Here is a 16,966-nt window from a genome sequence, read left to right as displayed (position 1 = left end):
CCAGAATGTCCCGGTGCCCAGCGACATCCCCTGCCCGCAGCGATGGTTCGACGACTACGAGGCCGGCGAGCGCTTCACGTTCGGAACCACGACGATCGACGAGGCCGAGATCATCGAGTTCGGCCGCAAGTTCGACCCCCAGCCGTTTCACATCGATCCTGACGCCGCGCGCGAGTCGATCTTCGGCGGGCTGATCGCCTCGGGCTGGCACACCGGTTCGATTGTCATGCGGCTGCTGAACGACGAGTTCCTCGGCCCGTCCAGCATGGGCTCGCCGGGGCTCGACGAGCTGCGCTGGCTGGCGCCCGTGCGTCCCGGCGACCGCCTCACGCTGGTCGCCGAAGTGCTGGAAGTCATCCCGAGCCGGTCCAAACCCGACCGCGGGATCGTCAAGATGGCCCACGAACTGGTCAACCAGGACCGCACAACGGTCGTGCGCTCAGTGGCCAACATGATGATCGCCCGCCACCCCTCCACCCAGAGCGCAGCGACTTAGGCGTACTGGGCGGCTGCTTGGCGCTCGAGCCAGCCGAGCAGGATGGCCACCGCTCGGGGGTCGTGGCGGATGCGGTGATCGGCACCCTCGATGAGGCGCAGCTCTGCGCTGGGATGCCCCGCGGCGAGGTGGCGGGCCTCCTCGTAGGGCACCTGCCGGTCATTGATGCCGTGCAGGATCAGCAGCGGCCGGTCGGCCAGTTCTCCAACAGCGTCCATCGCCCGGTTCTGCTTCAGCTCACGATTCCAGGCACCCGTCGAGCGGGGAAAGCCGTCTGAACGGATGACACCCACATTCCGGCAGTGCTGCAGGAACGCCTTGGGATCGCTCGCCCAGTCGTCGAAATCCGCCCTTGGGGCCATCGCCGCCACGCCGCGAATCCGGGCATCGCGAGCGGCCGCCAGGATCGCCACCGAGCCACCGGTCGTCGAGCCCACCAACCACACGCCCCGGCAGCCCTGCGAGAGCACATGGGTGACCGAACGGCCGATGTCATCGATCCAGCCGAGCAACGAGAAATCGCCGTGAGACTCGCCACAGCCGCGCATGCTCACGGCGAGCACCGTCCAGCCTTGGGCCTCGGCGATGCGCTCGGCGAAGCGCTGGTAGGTGCGGTTCGGCACGCCGGGCCGCTGCATCGACGGGAATCCGTGGCAGAGCACAACTGCGGGCCCGCTGCGCACAGGCCGCTTCGGGCGCACCAGGATCGCTGCGAGCCCCGGGCTGCCCTCGATGGTGGTCTCGGTGACGTCGGTGCTCACGTCGCTGCGGGTTGTCGACCGAACGCCGCTCGTGCCGCCGTCACGGGGCGCACCGTCACGTTCTAACGGCAGAGCCGCGACAGGCGGTAGCCGCGGTTGCGTGCCTCGGGCAGCTCATCGGGTCCGAACGTGGCGTAGGACTGCGCTGCCACGATGTCGGCTACGGCACCGGCGATCTGTTCTGCCACGGCCGGATCGGCGGGCTCGGATTCCATGTCGTAGACGATCTGGCTGCGCTTGTCGCCTACGAACCGGCAGCCGGCGAGCTCCCTCGGAATGTCCATGGCTCTCATTCTGCCGTCCGGCGGCGACACGGCGGGGCTCAGCCTCCGTCGCGGCGCACAGCGGCGAGGGCCCCGATGCGCTGCAGGTACTCCAGATGGGCCGCGCCGACGGCGGTGACCTGCTCAAGGGTGACCTCGAGACCTTCGCGTCGCAGCGCGCGGTACAGCTCGGTGACCGAGGCACGATCCTCGAGCACCGATGTAGCGCCAGCATCGGACACCGCATCGGCGCCCACATCGGACTCAGCATCAGACTGCGGGGAGCTCTCGTCGTGTGCGGAGGGCTGCAGCCCGAACTGCAGCTGATTGAGATGTGCACGCAAGAGCACTTCGAGCTCTTCGGCGTTCAGACCTGCGGCGATGTCGTAGGGCAGCAAGTCGCTGACGTACGCCGCGGCCTCAGCCAGCCGCCATACGGGCTCGCGACGCTGGCGGCCGAGTAGCTGAGCCTGTGAGCCCACGACGCCCGCAGCGACGACGAAGCCGATCACCAGCGAGATGATGAGGACCGCGAGTATCACGAGCAGCTCCCGGACTGCCGATGTGCGAAGCGGCGCACCGGCCGCCCCTCAGTCTTGTCGAGACGCCTACAGGCCGATGCGCTGGGCCAGCTTCTCGCGGTGGTACGCAGGATCGCCGAAGATCAGCTCGGAGCTCTTGGCGCGCTTGAAGTACAGGTGGGCGGGGTGCTCCCAGGTGAAGCCGATACCGCCGTGGATCTGGATGTTCTCTGCGGCGCAGTGGAAGTAGGCCTCAGAGCAATAGGCCTTGGCCAGCGACGCCACCGACGGCAGCTCGTCATTCATCTCCGACGCGCACCAAGCGGCGTAGTAGGCAGCCGACTTGGCCGACTCCACCTCGAGCAGCATGTCGGCGCACTTGTGCTTGATCGCTTGGAACGAGCCGATCGGGCGGCCGAACTGCACCCGGTCCTTGGCGTACTGCACTGCCATGTCGAGCACGAACTGCGCACCGCCGACCTGCTCGCTGGCGAGCGCCACGGCGGCCAGGTCGAGCACCTTGTCGATGTAAGCGAAGTTGTCGGTGTCGCACAGGTGCTTGGCCGGCGTGTTGTCGAAGGTGATGCGGGCCTGCTTGCGGGTCTGGTCCATCGTGGCGAGGTTCTCGCGGCTGAGTCCGGCCGCGTCGCCCTCCACCGTGAAGAGATGGATGCCGCCGTTGCAGCGCGCCGCCACCACGAACAGGTTCGCGGTGCCGCCATCGGTCACGAACATCTTCTCGCCGCTGATCGTGGCCGAGTCGCCCGTGTCGGAGGCCTCGACCTCGACGCCGTCGGCATCCCAGCTGCCGTTCGCCTCGGCCAGCGCCAGGGTGGCGATGATCTCGCCCGAGGCGATGCCCTCGAGCAGTTCTTCCTTGGCCTTCTCGTTGCCCGAGTGCAAGATCGCGTTGCCGGCCAGCACCACGGTCGAGAAGTAGGGCGAGCACAGCAGGCTGCGGCCCATCTCTTCGAGCACGATGCCGAGCTCTACGTAGCTGGCGCCCTGGCCGCCGTACTCCTCGGGGATGATCAGCGCCTGCAAGCCGAGCTGCTCGGCCATCTGCGACCAGACCGCGGGGTCGTAGCCGTCGTCGGTCTCCATCAGCTCCCGAACGGTGGCCTCGGACGACTTGTCCTCCAGGAACGAGCGAACGAAGTTGCGGAGCTCTTCCTGCTCCTCGGTGAATGCAAAGTTCACGGACACCCCTCCGGGCCGATGCAGCCTGAGCACCGGCGCAATAGTCAGGCGAAGTTCTATCACCCAGACGAAGAATCGGCTCATCCGCAGCAGATGGGAATGTGTGGAACCCCGCAGGCGGGCCGAGCGTTAGCTTTCGTGACGGGCAGCCCCCACCGGGGTACACCGGTTCGACCCCCCAGCCGGTGCCCGTCCAACTCGACCGACAGGCTGAGACGACTTCAGCTGCCGGCATGCCACATCTCCAGCGAAACGGGCAGATATGAGCGACAGTTCCCACGAGGCCACGACGGATGCGCCCCCCCATGCCGAGGCCACGAGCGGCCGGGGCATCGGCCGGCTCGTCCGCCGGCCCGGATCGATCGCAGGGCTGCTGGCAGGCGTAGCTGGCGCCGCCGTCGCACTGGCGTTCGGTGAGTTCATCGACGGGTTGGTCGACACGATCCCGTCGCTCGTGGTAGCCGTCGGCGAGGCATTGGTGGACTACTCGCCCGACTGGGCGGTGAAGCTGAGCATCGAACTGTTCGGCGAGAAGGACAAGGCTGTGCTGGCGATCGGCATCGTCGGCGTGTCGCTGATCATCGGCGGCCTGCTCGGCGCCTGCGCCATGGCGCCACGACGCCGGTGGGTGCCGTTCGCAGGATTCGCCGCGTTCGGCCTGATCGGCGGCTGGACCGCTGCGCGCAACCCGATGAGCCCGTTCGTGGGCTCGTGGGTGGTTGCCCTGGCTGCCGCTGCGCTCGGCTACGTCACGCTGAGGCTGCTGTTGCGAGTCGCCCCCGCCCGCGGCGCCGCGGCCGCACAAGCACCAGCGATCCCTGAACCTGGGGTCGCGGCGACGCCCGAGACGGCTCCCGATGCCAGCCGCAGAGCCTTCTTGCTCGGCATCGGCGGAGCCGGTGTGGCAGCCGTAGGTCTCGTCGCGCTGGGCCGGGGAGTACGCGGTCCCTCAGCGGCGGAAACGGCCCGGGCTGGCATCGATCTAGGTGCGGCGAGGCCTCCGTCGACAACCGCCGCTGCGGGCACGGCTACCGCTGCGGGGCCCACCGCCACCACGACGGCCGGGCCTTCCGTTGCCACCCAGGTCGCTGCGCTCGACACGCTCGACGAGGTCGTCGGCATCTCCAGCTACGTGACGCCCAACAACGAGTTCTACCGGATCGACACAGCGCTGACGGTGCCGCAGGTCGACCCGGCCAACTGGAAGCTCAGCTTCACCGGCATGGTCGACAATCCCTACGAGCTGACCTTCGACGAGATCCTGGCGATGGACCTCCAGGAGCACGTCGTCACGCTGTCGTGCGTCTCGAACCGGGTCGGCGGCAACCTCGTCGGCAATGCCGTTTGGACCGGCGTGCCGCTGGTGGACCTGCTCGAGCGGGCGGGAGTGCAGCCGGGGGCCGACCAGGTGGTCGGCCGCTCGGTGGACGACTGGACCGCCGGGTTCCCCACCCCGCTGCTGTACGACGGCCGCAACGCCCTGCTGGCCGTCGGCATGAACGACGAACCGCTGCCGACCAGGCACGGCTTCCCCGCTCGCTTGATCGTGGCGGGGCTGTACGGCTACGTGTCGGCCGTGAAGTGGATCGAGGAGATCAACCTGACCACCTGGGACGCCTTCGACGGCTACTGGGTGCCGCGGGGATGGTCGAAGCGCGGGCCGATGAAGACGCAGAGCCGGATCGACGTGCCGGGCAGCGGCGACCGTCCGGTGGCGGGAACCGAGACTGCCATCGCCGGCATCGCCTGGGCGCCAACGCGGGGCATCAGCGCCGTCGAGGTCCGCATCGACGACGGACCGTGGCAGCAGTGCGATCTGGGCGAGGCGCTCGGCGACGAGAGCTGGGTGCAGTGGTACCTCCCCTGGACGCCCACCTCAGGCACGCATTCGCTGCAAGTGCGGGCCATCGACGGCACCGGTATGACCCAGCCAGAAGGCCCCAAGGACGTACGGCCCGACGGGGCCGAAGGCTGGCACCGCGTCGCCGTGCGCGTGGACGCCGCCTGAGCAGCACTAGCCGCGTCTTAGGATGCGGCCATGGCTCTGCACTGGTCCGCAACCGGTATCGAAGTCCACAAGCACGTCGTGCGCCCGCTCGAGGGCAACCTGCCCCACGGCTTCCCCGACGACTTCGACAACAACGTCTTCACCATCCGTTGTACCGAGACCGGCGAGGCGATGCTCATCGACGCATCGAACGAGCACGAGCGGCTGCTGGAGGTGTGCCAGAAACTCGGCGTCGTCACGGTGGTGGAGACCCACGGCCACTGGGACCACATCCAGGCCGTGCCTGCGGTGCGAGACGCTGGCATCGAGGTGGGCATCACCGCCGAGGACGCGACGATGCTGCCCAGCTACGACTACATCCTCGAAGACGACTCGGTGATCGAGGTGGGACGGCTGCGCATCCGCACCATTCACAACCCCGGCCACACTGCCGGCTCCATGAGCTTTCACGTGGAGGGCACGCCGCTGCTGTTCACCGGCGACACGCTGTTCCCGGGAGGGCCCGGCGCCACCAGCGGCGGCGGCGACTTCGACCAGATCATCCGCAGCATCGAGGACCGGATGTTCTCGGCGTTCCCCGCAGACACGATCGTGCTGCCCGGCCACGGCCTCGACACCACGATCGGCATCGAGACGCCCCACCTGCAGGAGTGGATCGACCGCCGCTGGTAGCGCCTGTCTGAAACCTGGGCTCAGCCCGTGGCTACTCGACGCGCCAGCGACCTGAACGCCATGAAGAACGTGACCACGGCGAGCCCGAGGATTGCCGCCGCGCCCTTGGCAAGCGCAGCGCCGTCCCAGCCCGTCGTCAGGATCGTGCGCATGCCCTCGAGCAGGTAGGTGACCGGGTTCCAGGCTGCAACAGCGCGCATCCAGCCCGACATCAGCTCCCGGGGCAGGAAGGCCGGCGTCAGGAACGCGAACGGAAAGAAGATCAGGAACGCGGAGTTCACCGCAGCAGGGTTCCCGGTGCGCAGCGCCACGGTGTACGGGAAGCCGGTGAACGCAAGGCTCCACGCAATCGACAGCAGCAAGAACACCGCCAATCCCAAGACTCCGGTCTCGAACCACACGCCGAAGGCAAGCCCCATGACGATCACGAACAGCGCCAGTCCCAGCGCCATCACGATGTCGGCCACCATGAGGCCGAGCAGCAGGGTGGTCCGTCGAATCGGCGTCACCAGCATGCGGTCGAGATAGCCGGACTGGATGTCGATCACGAGCACGCTGGCGCGTGAGATTCCTGTCACAGCGAAGATGATCGCCACTGGCAGCTGGAACGCCCGGTAGTCGGCCACGCCGCCCGACATCGGGCCGGCCCCTGCGCCGGCCGCAGCACCCGCTTCCACGAACGGCTCAAGCGCACCGACGTTCACCACGAAGAAGAAGACCGGGATGATGAGCGCCGGTCCTACGAACTCGGGTTCCCGCAGCACGCTGCGAACCGCCCGCCGGGCAATGGTGGCGATGTCGGTCACAAAGCCGACCCGTCGGGTGAGTCCGCCGCCTGTCAGCGCAGGGGCTGTGGTGTCGGTCATGGCGTGCCCTTCGTGGCTTCGTCTGCGGCGGCTTCTTCGGCAACGGCCATGCGGTACCCGGTGGCCTGCAGGAACACGTCGTCGAGCGTGGGCGTGCGCACCGTCAGCGCGGTCGGATGCACATCGGCACGCGCCAACGCCACTGCCACAGCGCCGATGAGCCCGGCGCCGTCGGATGTCGCGATGGTGACGCCGAGCCGGCCGGCAGTTACATCGTCCGCGCCCGGCACCGACGACGCCACCTCCGCGGCCCGGCTGATGTCACTGGGCTCGAGATCCACCACGATGACGTCGGCGCCGACGCCTCGCTTCAGCTCGACCGGCGTTCCCTGCTCCACGATCCGGCCGTCGGCCAGGATCGCGATCCGGTCCGCCAGCGCATCGGCTTCCTCCAGATACTGCGTAGTCAAGAACACCGTGACGCCCAGCTCACCGTTCAGTCGGCGCACCTCCTCCCAGACCTGCGTACGGCTCACCGGGTCGAGGCCGGTGGTGGGCTCGTCGAGGAAGATCACTTCAGGTGCATGGATGAGCGACGCCGCCAGGTCGAGGCGTCGCTTCATGCCCCCGCTGTACGTGCTGACACGGTCGTCGATGGCGTCGCCGATGTCGGCAAGGTCGATGGCCTGGGAGATGGACGAGGCCCGGTCGGCGGGGCGCAGCCCGTACAGGCGGGCCTGCAGGTCGAGGATCTCGCGGCCGGTCTGCTTCTCGTCGAGGGCGGCCTCCTGCATAGCCACACCGATGCGGACGCGGACCTCGCCAGGGTTCTTGGCCACGTCGTAGCCGGCCACCCGGGCTGAACCGGCCGTGGGTGCCAGCAGCGTGCACAGCATGCGCACCGTCGTGCTCTTGCCGGCGCCGTTGGGTCCCAGGAAGCCGAAGATCTCGCCCTGGTGAACCAGCAGATCCACTCCGTCCACCGCCCGCTTGGTCCCGAAGTCGCGCACCAGCCCGGAGGCTTCGATGGCCGTTACCGGCGCTATGGAATTCGATTCGGACACCGGCGGCAGGCTATCGAGCGGCCTGCGCCAGAGACCCGGGAATTACGGGCCGCTTGTTCGCTAGCCGGGAAGCTGTGGCAGGACGTCGATGTGGCGGGTGGTCGACTCCCACGCGTGGGCCAGCTCGAGCGCCGAGCGGTCGGCGCGGTGACGACCGACGAGCTGCAGGCCGACCGGCAGCCCGTCGGCGGTGAAACCGGCCGGCACCGAGATGGCGGGATGGGTGGTGACCGTGATGTCGCTGCACGAGCGCATCCAGTCGATGTAGGTCTCGAACTCGACGCCTTCGATCTCGGTGGGGTACTCGACCTCGACGTCGAACGGCGGCACCTGGGTCGTCGGGCACGCCAGAAACTCGAAACCGTCGCCATCGGGCGACATGAAGGCGTCGACGGCCGCGAACAGTTGGGAGTGGCGACGGCAGGCATCTGCGTACTCGCTGATGGTCATCTGCAGGCCCTTGTCGATGTTCCAAGCGAGCGTTTCTTTGAACTGATCCCGGTGCTGTTCGAGCAGCTGGCCGAAGCCGACCGCCATCACCCAGGCCCTGCGGGCCTGGAAGACTTGCGGGGCGTCGGTCAGGTCGGGCCAGGCTTCGACCACCTCGCAGCCCAAGTCGGCGAGCACATCGGGCACGTTCGACGTCGCGGCCCGAACCGCCGGGTCGACCGGGAGACCGCCGGCGTCAGGCGACCACGCCACCCGCACACCGCGCAGGTCTCGCTCCAGCGAGCCGGCGAAGACGTCCGGCGACTCCTGGTTCGACACCGGCGAGCGGTCATCGGGGCCGGCCAGCGCCTGCAGGAAGAACGCTACGTCGCCGACCGTCCGGCCCATCGGGCCCTCGACCGCCAGCGGGAACCAGGCATCCATCGCCGTAGTCGACGGCACCCGTCCGGGCGACGGCCGGAAGCCCACGATGTTGCAGAACGCGGCCGGGTTGCGCAGCGAGCCGCCCAGGTCCGACCCGTCGCACAGCGGCAGCATCCGGGCGGCCAGCGCCACTGCTGCGCCCCCGCTGGAGCCGCCGCAGGTCTTGCCGGTGTCGTAGGGGTTGCGCGTGATGCCGAACACCGGGTTGAACGTGTGCGAACCGGCGCCGAACTCGGGCGTGTTGGTTTTCCCCACCATCACGGCACCGGCCTCGCGCTGACGCTCCACCACCAGCGCATCGATGTCGGGGACGAAGTCGGCGAACAGCGGCGAGCCCATGGTGGTGCGCACACCGGCGGTCAGCGCTAGGTCTTTGTGGGCCACGGGCAGCCCGTGCAGCAGTCCCAGCGACTCGCCTCGGGCCTGCGCTTCGTCGGCAGCGGCCGCACGCTCGGCCGCCAATTCCGGTGTGAACGTGACAATGGCGTTGAGGGCAGGGTTGACCTGCTCGATGCGCTCGAGATGTGCCGCCAGCAGCTCTCGCGCCGAGATCTCTCCGTCGGCCAGCATGGCCGCCATCTGTGTGGCAGGCAGCCCGCAGATGCCCGCATCATTCCCAGAGCCCGAGTCCATCGGGTCATTCGACCACAGTCGCCGCGTAAGTTTCAGGCCATGAGCCGGTCATTCACTGCTGGGACCAGCGACGAGAACCGTCGCACCAACCAGACCGTCGAGCTGCTGCAGACGCTCATCCGCAACGAGTGCGTCAACTACGGCACACCCGAATCCGGCGGCGAAGTCCGCAACTCCGACACCCTTCAGGCCTACCTCGAAGGCGCCGGACTGGATCTCGAAGTGTTCGACGCGGCGCCGGGCCGGCGGTCGCTCGTGACCCGCATCGAGGGCAGCGACCCGAACGCTCCCACTCTCTGCCTGATGGGCCACACCGACGTGGTGCCGGTGAATCGCGACGGCTGGAGTCGCGACCCCTTCGGCGGCGAACTCATTGACGGCGAAGTCTGGGGCCGCGGCGCCGTCGACATGCTCAACCTCACGTCCTCGATGGCGGTGGCAATGCGGCACCTGGCCCTGACCGGCTACCGGCCCAAGGGCGACCTCATCTATTTCGCCTGTGCCGACGAGGAAGCCGGTTCGAACTACGGCGCTCGCTGGATGGCCGAGAACCACTGGGATGTCATCGGCGCCGACTACGTGCTGACCGAGAACGGCGGCCTGCACTCGGGGTCGCCCGACGCCCCGTTCATCGGCATGAACATCGGCGAGAAGGGTGTGGCGTGGCGGCGACTGCGCGTGCGAGGCGTGCCCGGCCACGGCTCACGCCCGTTTCGGCAGGACAACGCATTGGTGAAGGCCGCCGCGGTGGTGCACCGGATCTCGCAGTACCGGCCCCCGCCGAAGTTCCACGAGCTGTGGCGCGAGCAGGTCGACACGCTCGGCGTCGACGACGAGACCAAGGCCATCATGCTCGACGAGCACCTCATCGAGGACTGGCTCGACGCCCATCCGAGCGCATCGGCGGCAGCGCACCTGTACTCGTGCACTCACACGTCGTTCTCGCCGAACGTCCTCGATGCGCCGTCGGGCATGAAGACCAACGTCATCCCCGACCACGTCGACATCGAGGTGGACGTGCGAACGCTGCCCGGCGAGGGCGCGGCGGAGGTGCAGGCGCATCTCGACGAGGCGCTTGGCGATCTGGCCGACCAGGTCGAGGTGGAGATCATCATGAACGACCCGGCATCGCTGAGCCGGGTCGAGACCCCGCTGTGGGACGCGCTGGGGGTGGCGGTGGGGCGGCGCTTCCCGACTGCCCGGCTGACGCCGCAGCTCATCATCGGGTTCACCGACTCCCGGGTGTATCGCGACATGGGAGCGGTCGCATACGGCGCCGGCCTGTTCAGCCCCGAACTCGACGGCGCCGACTTCGGCGCCCGGTTCCACGGGAACGACGAGCGCATCGACATCGAGTCGCTGGCGCTTACCACCCAGCTGTGGCTCGACGTGGTCGACAGCCTCTGGGGCTGAAGGCGGCACCTACGCACTGACGGGCCCACGGCCCGGCGCCGGTTGAGGCATTTGGGGCCAGCCATACACTGCGGTTGATGGCAGTGGCCAACACAGGGCCGGACGCCGCATCCGGTACACCGCTCTTCGAGATCGACGACTTGGGGGTGCGGGCCGTCGACGGCCCGCAGATCCTGCGCGGCGTAGATCTGGTGGTCCACGCGGGCGAGTGCCACGCCATCATGGGCCCCAACGGGTCGGGCAAGTCGACGCTGGCCACCACGATCCTGGGCTCGCCGGAGTACGAGGTGACCGGCGGGGAGATCCGCTACCGAGGCGACGACGTGGCCGAGTGGGACCCCGACGCCCGCTCCAAAGCCGGCCTGTTCCTGGCGTTCCAGTACCCGCAGCACATTCCCGGCGTGTCGGTGCGCAATTTCCTGCGCCAAGCGGTCTCGGCACGGCGGGGCGAAGACGTGTCGGCCATCGAGATCTACGTCGCCATGGGCGAGTGGATGTCACGGCTCGGCATGGACGAGTCGTTCATGGACCGCTACCTCAACGAGGGCTTCAGCGGCGGCGAGCGCAAGCGCAACGAGATCCTGCAGCTCGCCCTGCTCGAGCCCGATGTGGCCGTGCTCGACGAGACCGATTCGGGCCTCGACATCGACGCGCTGCGGGTGGTGGCCACCGGACTGCAGCAGGTCCGTGCCGAGCGGCCGCACATGGGCGTGGTGCTCATCACCCACTACGAGCGCCTGCTGGGCGAGATCGAGCCCGACTACGTCCACGTGCTGGTCGACGGGCAGATCGTGGCCTCGGGCGGCCCGGAGCTCGCCGCCGAGCTGGAACGCGACGGATACGAGCCCTTCGAGCAGAAGGCCGCAGCGTGAGCGCCGGGGCCGGCCCCGACATCGACGGGGCAGTGAAGGCACAGTTCCCGCTGCTCGAGCGCAGCGTCCACGGCCGTCCGATTGTCTATCTCGACTCTGCGGCGTCGTCGCAGAAGCCGGCGGCCGTGCTCGACGCCATGGACGACTACTACCGCACAGTCAACGCCAACGTCCATCGCGGCGCGTACGAGATCGCCGCCGCCGCGACCGAGCAGATGGAGCAGGCTCGGGCAGACGTCGCCCGGTTCATCTCGGCCCCCAGCGCGGACGAGATCGTGTTCACCAAGAACGCCACCGAGGCCATGAACCTGGTAGCCCGCTCGTGGGGCGGCTCGAACCTCGGTCCGGCCGACGCGATCGTGCTCACCGAGATGGAGCACCACGCCAACATCGTGCCGTGGCACATCCTGGCCGCCGAGCGAGGCTTCGAGATCCGCTGGATTCCCATCACCCACGACGGCTGCTTGGACCTCACCGACCTCGACCGCCTGCTTGATGGGGCGAAGCTGCTGTCGGTCACCGCCATGAGCAACGTGCTCGGCACGCTCAACCCGATCCCCCGCCTTGCCGCCGCCGCTCACGACGCCGGTGCGCTGCTCAGCGTGGACGCCAGCCAGTACGTGCCGCACCTGCCCACCGATGTGGGGGAACTGGGCGCCGACTTCATGGTGTTCACCGGGCACAAGATGTGCGGCCCGACCGGTGTGGGCGTGCTGTGGGCTCGCATGGAGCTGCTCGACGCCATGCCCCCGTTCCTCGGCGGCGGCGAGATGATCCTCGACGTCACCAAGGAAGGCTTCCGGCCCAACACGGTGCCGCACAAATTCGAGGCGGGCACCCCGCCCATTGCCGAGATCGTGGGCCTCGGTGCAGCGGTGAGATACCTGGAGGGGCTGGGCATGGATGCGGTACGAGCCCACGAGGTGAGCCTCACGGGGTACGCGCTTCGGACGCTGACCGACCGCCACGGCGACGACATCACCGTGCACGGGCCTTCGGAGCCGGCGCAGCGCGGCGGCGTGCTGTCGTTCGTGTACCGCGACGTGCACCCCCACGACATCTCCCAAGTGCTCGACCAGAGCGGCGTGTGCGTGCGAGCCGGCCACCACTGCGCCAAACCGCTCATGCGATGCCTCGGCGTCTCCGCCACGACGCGGGCCTCGCTGTACGTGTACAACGACACTTCCGACGTAGATTCGCTGGCAGAGGCGCTCGATGAAGTCGGCGCGCTGTTCGGCCACTAGAGGCAACGGACCGGGGCGAGACAGGATCCAATGGCTGGGCTCGAAGATCTGTACCGGGAGATCATCCTCGACCATTACCGGAACCCGCGCAATCGCGGCCAGCTCGAATGCCCGCCGGCACGCCGCAGCGAGGGCTTCAACCCGCTGTGCGGCGACGAGGTGGTGCTGACCTTCGAGATGGACGGCGACGTGGTGACCGACCTGCGTGTCGGCGGGTACGGCTGCTCGATCAGCCAGGCCTCGGCGTCGATGATGTCCGCTGCGGTGATCGGCAAGACCATCGATGAGATCCGCGATCTGACGCGGTCCTTCAAGGCCATGATGTCGATCCACGAGGAATCGATCGGCGGCGACGGCAGCGAAGCGCTCGACGGAGCCGGTGAGTCAGACGGCTCGACCGACGGCGCTCTGCGGCTAGGCGATCTGGAGGCCTTGCGGGGCGTGGTGAAGTTCCCCGTGCGCATCAAGTGCGCCACCCTCGGCTGGAACGCGCTCGCCACCGGCCTCGACGAGACGGTCGAAGCAAGTTGACATCGGGAAGCTGCGGCTGATCCGCTGACTGCTGCGCTGCATCGGCTCAATCTGATCGGCAACACTTGCTAGGCCGATACGAATATCGAATCCGGTCGCGAGGGAAGGCATGGCCTATGGCTCGATCAGGCAGCCGAACAACCTCTGTTGCAGTGGTCTGCCGTGGCTGAGGAGGCTGGCCGACGTGCCGAACTCGTCGAGCGGGCGCGCCAGCTCGCCCCGAAACTGGCTGCGCGCGGCGGCCGACCCGTGGGCTCGTCGGGTGGAACCCGACGTCATCGACGCTCTGCGGGGCGCCGAGCTGCTGACGATCGGCCAGCCGAGCGCCAACGGCGGCCAGGAGCTCGATTGGATCACCTACCTCGAAGCGAATGCGGCGCTCGCTGAAGGCTGCCCGTCAACGGCGTGGCACTCATGCGTCGGCAACGCGCACGCCTGGCTGGTGGGCCACTGGCCCGATGAGTGCCAGGAAGAGATCTACGGCAACGGGCCCGACATCTACGTGGCCGGTGTGCTGGTCGACCGGGGCGACGCCACCCCCGTCGACGGCGGCTGGATGCTGAGCGGCTTCTGGCCGTTCGGCTCGGGCATCGATCACGCCGGCTGGGTCATCCTGGGAGGCCACTTCCCATCCCCCGACGGCGACGGGCAGGTCTCGGGCATGTTCGTGCTGCCGGCCGAGGATGTCTCAGCGCTCGACGACTGGCACGCCAACGGGCTGCGGGCCACCGGCAGCAGCAGCCTCGTGGTGAAGGACGCATTTGTACCCGAGCACCGGTTCATCCGCGGTGACGTGCTGGCGTCAGGCGAAACGCCTGGCATGGCCCGCAACGTCGGCTGGATCCAGCGCAGCTCGCTCATGCCGACGCTGGCCTATGCGCTGGTGCCGCCGGCCCTGGGCGCTGCACGCGCGTCACTGTCCGCATTCGCCGAAGAGGTCGACGGCAAGGTCATCAGCCATGTCGACGTGCTGCAGACCGACTGGCCGCTCACACACCGCCAGTTCGCCGAAGCCCACGCGCTCGTCGACCAGGGCGAGCTGCTGATGCGCCGCACTGCAGAGCTGCTCATCGACGCTGCGCTCAAAGATGAGGCCCTGGAGCTGTCGCTGCGGGCGAGGGTCCGGCTCGACTGCGCATACGCCGTCCGCCGCTGCCTCGAAGCCGTCCAGACGCTCTACCTCGCCACCGGAGGCCGCGGCGTGCGCGACTCCAACCGGATCGGCCGCCTCCAAGCCGATCTGCAAGCCATCAACATGCACGCCATCACGGCCCTCGACCCGGCCCTTGAGGCCTACGGCCGCATCCTCATGGGCCACCCACCCCGCACCCCCCGCCTCTAGCAGTCCGGCGGAGGCCAACGGCGCTACCAGCGGTGGCCGGGGGGGACTCCTGTCATCCATTCGGAGATGCGGCGTGAGGTGCCCGGCGTGGTGCCGGGCGGCAGTTCGCCGGGTGGGAAGAAGGCCACCTCGGCGATCTCGGGCGAGACCGACTCCTCGACACGCCAGTCGGTCACCACGAACACCACGATGTGGTCGCTGCGGTTGCCGTGGCGTGAGGAATACACGCCGAGCACGTTCTGGGGCGTCTCGGCCACGACGACGCCGGTTTCCTCGCGCAGCTCCCGCGCCACCGCCTCCACCAGCGCCTCGCGGGTCTTGACGCCGCCGCCGGGCAGGAACCAGCCGTCCCGGTAGGTGTGCCGCACCAGGCAGACGCGGCCCTTGTGGTCCACGACCAGACCGCGCACGCCGAGCGTGACTCTCGCAGGTCGCAGCCGCACCCAGAACTCGAAGAGCTGGTGCAGCATCCGTCGCACGCCCGGTTTCGACTCGACCGTTCCCTCCACGACGGGCGCGGGCGCCGGACGCTCGGAGCGGTCCGGTTTGGCGCGCCGCTGGAGGCGTGGCAGTCGCATCGAGTGGCGGTCAGCCCGCGGCGCCTGCTAGGCCGTCCATCGCACGAGCCAGAGCGGCATCCAGCTCGGTCACGCCGCCGCGGTCGTGCGTGTTCAGTGCGACCTCCACCGTGCTGTACACGTTCGACCAGTTGGGGTGGTGGTCCATCTTCTCGGCCACCAATGCGGCGGCGGCCATGAAGCCGAACGCCTCCACGAAGTTCCCGAAGCGGAGGGTGCGGCGCAGCTCGCTGCCCGACACCTCCCAGGCTCCGAGCTCGGCGGCGAGTTCGCTCAGTTCGTCCTGCGTCAACAGCTCTCGTGCCATCGGATCACCCTCCCCAGGTTTCCCCTTGCCCAGTCAACACCAACCGGCGCGTACATCGAAAGATCAATATGCGCGGTCGTCGAGGGCAGGCGCCAAGCGATACTCAGCTGCGCTCAGCCCAACTCGTCGAGCGGGTCTGCCCAGGGATCGGCAAATGGATCGTCCGGAGCAGACGCCCCCGTTCCTACAGCCGGGGCGCTGCCGAGCCCGCCGATGGACACTGCCACGCCGGCATCGGGCTCTTCGGGCAGGTAGGGCGTGTAGCCGTCCGCTTCAAGCGCCTCGGCCAGCTCGGGCCCGCCTGAGTCGACGATGCGGCCATCCACGATCACATGGACCTCGTCGGGCCGGAGGTACTCCAGCACGCGGGTGAAGTGCGTGATGGCCAGCACGCCCAAGCCCGCCTCGGTGAGGGCCTCGATGCGGTTGGCGCAGGCGCGCAGCGCGTCGATGTCGAGGCCGCTGTCGATCTCGTCGAGGATGGCAATGCGGGGCTGCAGCACGGCGAGCTGCACGGTCTCGTTGCGCTTCTTCTCGCCGCCCGACATGTCGACATTCAGCGGCCGCGCCACCAGCTCGGCCTTCAGCCCGACAGCGGCCGCCTCGGCTTCGAGCAGGCTGCGGGTGCGCTCAAGATGCTCAGCACTCGGGCTGTCGTCGCCGGCCCGCAGCGCAAGCGCCTCGGCCAGTGCCTGGGCAGCCGACACGCCGGGCACCTCGGTCGGATGCTGCATGGCCAGGAAGAGCCCGGCCTGCGCCCGCTCCCAGGGCGCTAGGCTCAGCACGTCGACGCCGTCGAGGGTGACCGATCCGGCAGTGACCTCGTAGCCGGGGCGTCCCATCACGACGTGCGCGAGCGTGCTCTTGCCCGAGCCGTTCGGCCCCATGACCGCGTGCACTCGTCCGGAGGACACTTCGAGATCCACGCCTTGGAGGATCTCGGTGTCGCCCGCCGATGCGTGCAGTCCTTCGATGCGCAGCGTGTGCGCGGCCTGGGCGGTCGGAGCGCTCATGGCAGCACCACCGCCACGCCGTCGTCGCCAGTGCGAATCTCATACACCGGCACCGGCTGGGTGGCGGGGAAGCAGTTCGGTCGGCCCGTTCGCAGGTCGAAGCTCGACGAGTGCTGGGGGCATTCCAGCGCGCACTCGTCGGGCCACACCCAGCCGTCGGCCAGCGAGTAGTTCTGGTGGCTGCACTGGTCACCGATGGCGTAGAAGTCGTCGCCGATGCGTGCGAGCGCGATGCGGTGATCGTCGACATCGAAGCGGCGGGCCTCGCCGTCGGGCACGTCGTCGCGCTGGCACAGCACGACAGTGCGGGTATCGCCAGCTGTGCTCATCGCACCGCTTCCATGGCGGTCGAGCTCATCGCACCGCCTT

Annotated in this window: 19 protein-coding genes; 8 read left to right on the top strand and 11 right to left on the bottom strand. The window is 68.5% G+C overall.

The genetic code is table 11. From position 1 onward, the window contains the following. Nucleotides 1-13: 13 nt before the first annotated feature. Nucleotides 14-496: a MaoC family dehydratase gene (locus tag ACOGW9_RS14405; RefSeq protein ID WP_419912432.1), complete on the top strand. Its 483-nt coding sequence runs from the start codon at nucleotides 14-16 to the stop codon at nucleotides 494-496. Here the strand turns inward: ACOGW9_RS14405 and ACOGW9_RS14400 are convergent. The 4 genes from ACOGW9_RS14400 to ACOGW9_RS14385 form a co-directional block, all read right to left on the bottom strand. Further along, nucleotides 493-1,257, bottom strand: coding sequence for an alpha/beta hydrolase family protein (locus ACOGW9_RS14400; RefSeq protein WP_419912430.1), 765 nt, complete (start codon nucleotides 1,255-1,257; stop codon nucleotides 493-495). The two genes, ACOGW9_RS14405 and ACOGW9_RS14400, sit on opposite strands and share 4 nt — an antisense overlap. A 62-nt stretch (nucleotides 1,258-1,319) precedes the next feature. Continuing rightward, nucleotides 1,320-1,541: a hypothetical protein gene (locus ACOGW9_RS14395; protein WP_419912428.1), complete on the bottom strand. Its 222-nt coding sequence runs from the start codon at nucleotides 1,539-1,541 to the stop codon at nucleotides 1,320-1,322. Between the two features lie 38 nt (nucleotides 1,542-1,579). Beyond that, entirely contained in the window at nucleotides 1,580-2,062 is a 483-nt protein-coding gene (locus ACOGW9_RS14390; RefSeq protein ID WP_419912426.1) for a hypothetical protein, read from the bottom strand. A gap of 66 nt (nucleotides 2,063-2,128) precedes the next feature. Beyond that, nucleotides 2,129-3,241, bottom strand: a complete 1,113-nt coding sequence (locus ACOGW9_RS14385) for an acyl-CoA dehydrogenase family protein (RefSeq protein WP_419912424.1) — start codon at nucleotides 3,239-3,241, stop codon at nucleotides 2,129-2,131. A 262-nt stretch (nucleotides 3,242-3,503) separates the two neighbouring features. On the opposite strand from ACOGW9_RS14385, the gene ACOGW9_RS14380 reads away from it, so the two are divergent. Both ACOGW9_RS14380 and ACOGW9_RS14375 read left to right on the top strand, forming a co-directional pair. Then, the gene (locus ACOGW9_RS14380; RefSeq protein ID WP_419912422.1) at nucleotides 3,504-5,249 is read left to right on the top strand and encodes a molybdopterin-dependent oxidoreductase; all 1,746 of its coding nucleotides are present in this window, start codon (nucleotides 3,504-3,506) and stop codon (nucleotides 5,247-5,249) included. A 30-nt stretch (nucleotides 5,250-5,279) separates the two neighbouring features. Next, entirely contained in the window at nucleotides 5,280-5,921 is a 642-nt protein-coding gene (locus tag ACOGW9_RS14375; protein ID WP_419912420.1) for an MBL fold metallo-hydrolase, read from the top strand. 20 nt (nucleotides 5,922-5,941) lie between these two features. On the opposite strand, the gene ACOGW9_RS14370 is transcribed toward ACOGW9_RS14375, so the two are convergent. Genes ACOGW9_RS14370 through ACOGW9_RS14360 form a run of 3 tightly spaced genes read right to left on the bottom strand, consistent with a single transcriptional unit; the run spans nucleotide 5,942 to nucleotide 9,297 of the window. Continuing rightward, on the bottom strand, nucleotides 5,942-6,787 hold the full coding sequence (locus ACOGW9_RS14370; RefSeq protein WP_419912418.1) for an ABC transporter permease: 846 nt from the start codon (nucleotides 6,785-6,787) through the stop codon (nucleotides 5,942-5,944). Continuing rightward, nucleotides 6,784-7,791 carry an ATP-binding cassette domain-containing protein gene (locus ACOGW9_RS14365; RefSeq protein ID WP_419912416.1) on the bottom strand — a complete coding sequence of 336 codons (1,008 nt, stop codon included), beginning with the start codon at nucleotides 7,789-7,791 and terminating at the stop codon, nucleotides 6,784-6,786. Before ACOGW9_RS14365 ends, ACOGW9_RS14370 begins: the two co-directional genes overlap by 4 nt. A gap of 60 nt (nucleotides 7,792-7,851) precedes the next feature. After that, nucleotides 7,852-9,297: an amidase gene (locus ACOGW9_RS14360; protein ID WP_419912414.1), complete on the bottom strand. Its 1,446-nt coding sequence runs from the start codon at nucleotides 9,295-9,297 to the stop codon at nucleotides 7,852-7,854. A 39-nt stretch (nucleotides 9,298-9,336) separates the two neighbouring features. Between ACOGW9_RS14360 and ACOGW9_RS14355 the strand changes: the two genes are divergently transcribed. From ACOGW9_RS14355 to ACOGW9_RS14335, 5 genes are all read left to right on the top strand, one after another. Continuing rightward, the gene (locus tag ACOGW9_RS14355) at nucleotides 9,337-10,710 is read left to right on the top strand and encodes a M20/M25/M40 family metallo-hydrolase (RefSeq protein WP_419912412.1); all 1,374 of its coding nucleotides are present in this window, start codon (nucleotides 9,337-9,339) and stop codon (nucleotides 10,708-10,710) included. Between the two features lie 77 nt (nucleotides 10,711-10,787). Then, on the top strand, nucleotides 10,788-11,582 hold the full coding sequence (gene sufC, locus ACOGW9_RS14350; RefSeq protein WP_419912410.1) for a Fe-S cluster assembly ATPase SufC: 795 nt from the start codon (nucleotides 10,788-10,790) through the stop codon (nucleotides 11,580-11,582). Further along, on the top strand, nucleotides 11,579-12,826 hold the full coding sequence (locus ACOGW9_RS14345; RefSeq protein WP_419912408.1) for a SufS family cysteine desulfurase: 1,248 nt from the start codon (nucleotides 11,579-11,581) through the stop codon (nucleotides 12,824-12,826). The genes sufC (ACOGW9_RS14350) and ACOGW9_RS14345 overlap by 4 nt, the downstream gene beginning before the upstream one ends. 30 nt (nucleotides 12,827-12,856) lie before the next feature. After that, nucleotides 12,857-13,357: a Fe-S cluster assembly sulfur transfer protein SufU gene (gene sufU / locus ACOGW9_RS14340; protein WP_419912406.1), complete on the top strand. Its 501-nt coding sequence runs from the start codon at nucleotides 12,857-12,859 to the stop codon at nucleotides 13,355-13,357. A 184-nt stretch (nucleotides 13,358-13,541) separates the two neighbouring features. Next, a complete protein-coding gene (locus ACOGW9_RS14335; RefSeq protein WP_419912404.1) occupies nucleotides 13,542-14,699 on the top strand; it encodes a hypothetical protein in 1,158 nt (385 codons plus the stop codon). Between the two features lie 23 nt (nucleotides 14,700-14,722). Here ACOGW9_RS14335 and ACOGW9_RS14330 read toward each other — a convergent pair whose 3' ends face one another. The 4 genes from ACOGW9_RS14330 to ACOGW9_RS14315 form a co-directional block, all read right to left on the bottom strand. Next, entirely contained in the window at nucleotides 14,723-15,277 is a 555-nt protein-coding gene (locus tag ACOGW9_RS14330) for an NUDIX domain-containing protein (protein WP_419912402.1), read from the bottom strand. Between the two features lie 10 nt (nucleotides 15,278-15,287). Beyond that, complete coding sequence (locus tag ACOGW9_RS14325) at nucleotides 15,288-15,584, bottom strand: 4a-hydroxytetrahydrobiopterin dehydratase (RefSeq protein WP_419912400.1); 297 nt, start codon at nucleotides 15,582-15,584, stop codon at nucleotides 15,288-15,290. A 113-nt stretch (nucleotides 15,585-15,697) separates the two neighbouring features. Next, nucleotides 15,698-16,597 carry a Fe-S cluster assembly ATPase SufC gene (gene sufC, locus ACOGW9_RS14320; RefSeq protein WP_419912398.1) on the bottom strand — a complete coding sequence of 300 codons (900 nt, stop codon included), beginning with the start codon at nucleotides 16,595-16,597 and terminating at the stop codon, nucleotides 15,698-15,700. Beyond that, nucleotides 16,594-16,926 carry a non-heme iron oxygenase ferredoxin subunit gene (locus ACOGW9_RS14315; RefSeq protein ID WP_419912396.1) on the bottom strand — a complete coding sequence of 111 codons (333 nt, stop codon included), beginning with the start codon at nucleotides 16,924-16,926 and terminating at the stop codon, nucleotides 16,594-16,596. The genes sufC (ACOGW9_RS14320) and ACOGW9_RS14315 overlap by 4 nt, the downstream gene beginning before the upstream one ends. Nucleotides 16,927-16,966: the final 40 nt, after the last annotated feature.

This window comes from Candidatus Poriferisodalis sp. (assembly GCF_965203655.1).
In the GTDB taxonomy this organism is placed as follows: Bacteria; Actinomycetota; Acidimicrobiia; order Acidimicrobiales; family Poriferisodalaceae; genus Poriferisodalis.
The sequence above is the reverse complement of the archived record's forward strand: the minus strand, read 5'-3'. Positions and strand labels throughout refer to the sequence as shown.

Excerpts from the sequence above, each read along its gene's own strand:
- ACOGW9_RS14330 (WP_419912402.1), bottom strand. The coding sequence starts at position 15,277 with ATGCGACTGCCACGCCTCCAGCGGCGCGCCAAACCGGACCGCTCCGAG.
- ACOGW9_RS14380 (WP_419912422.1), top strand. The coding sequence starts at position 3,504 with ATGAGCGACAGTTCCCACGAGGCCACGACGGATGCGCCCCCCCATGCC.
- ACOGW9_RS14355 (WP_419912412.1), top strand. The coding sequence starts at position 9,337 with ATGAGCCGGTCATTCACTGCTGGGACCAGCGACGAGAACCGTCGCACC.
- ACOGW9_RS14370 (WP_419912418.1), bottom strand. The coding sequence starts at position 6,787 with ATGACCGACACCACAGCCCCTGCGCTGACAGGCGGCGGACTCACCCGA.
- ACOGW9_RS14375 (WP_419912420.1), top strand. The coding sequence starts at position 5,280 with ATGGCTCTGCACTGGTCCGCAACCGGTATCGAAGTCCACAAGCACGTC.
- ACOGW9_RS14325 (WP_419912400.1), bottom strand. The coding sequence starts at position 15,584 with ATGGCACGAGAGCTGTTGACGCAGGACGAACTGAGCGAACTCGCCGCC.
- sufC (WP_419912398.1), bottom strand. The coding sequence starts at position 16,597 with ATGAGCGCTCCGACCGCCCAGGCCGCGCACACGCTGCGCATCGAAGGA.
- sufC (WP_419912410.1), top strand. The coding sequence starts at position 10,788 with ATGGCAGTGGCCAACACAGGGCCGGACGCCGCATCCGGTACACCGCTC.
- ACOGW9_RS14360 (WP_419912414.1), bottom strand. The coding sequence starts at position 9,297 with ATGGACTCGGGCTCTGGGAATGATGCGGGCATCTGCGGGCTGCCTGCC.
- ACOGW9_RS14315 (WP_419912396.1), bottom strand. The coding sequence starts at position 16,926 with ATGAGCACAGCTGGCGATACCCGCACTGTCGTGCTGTGCCAGCGCGAC.
- ACOGW9_RS14395 (WP_419912428.1), bottom strand. The coding sequence starts at position 1,541 with ATGGACATTCCGAGGGAGCTCGCCGGCTGCCGGTTCGTAGGCGACAAG.
- sufU (WP_419912406.1), top strand. The coding sequence starts at position 12,857 with ATGGCTGGGCTCGAAGATCTGTACCGGGAGATCATCCTCGACCATTAC.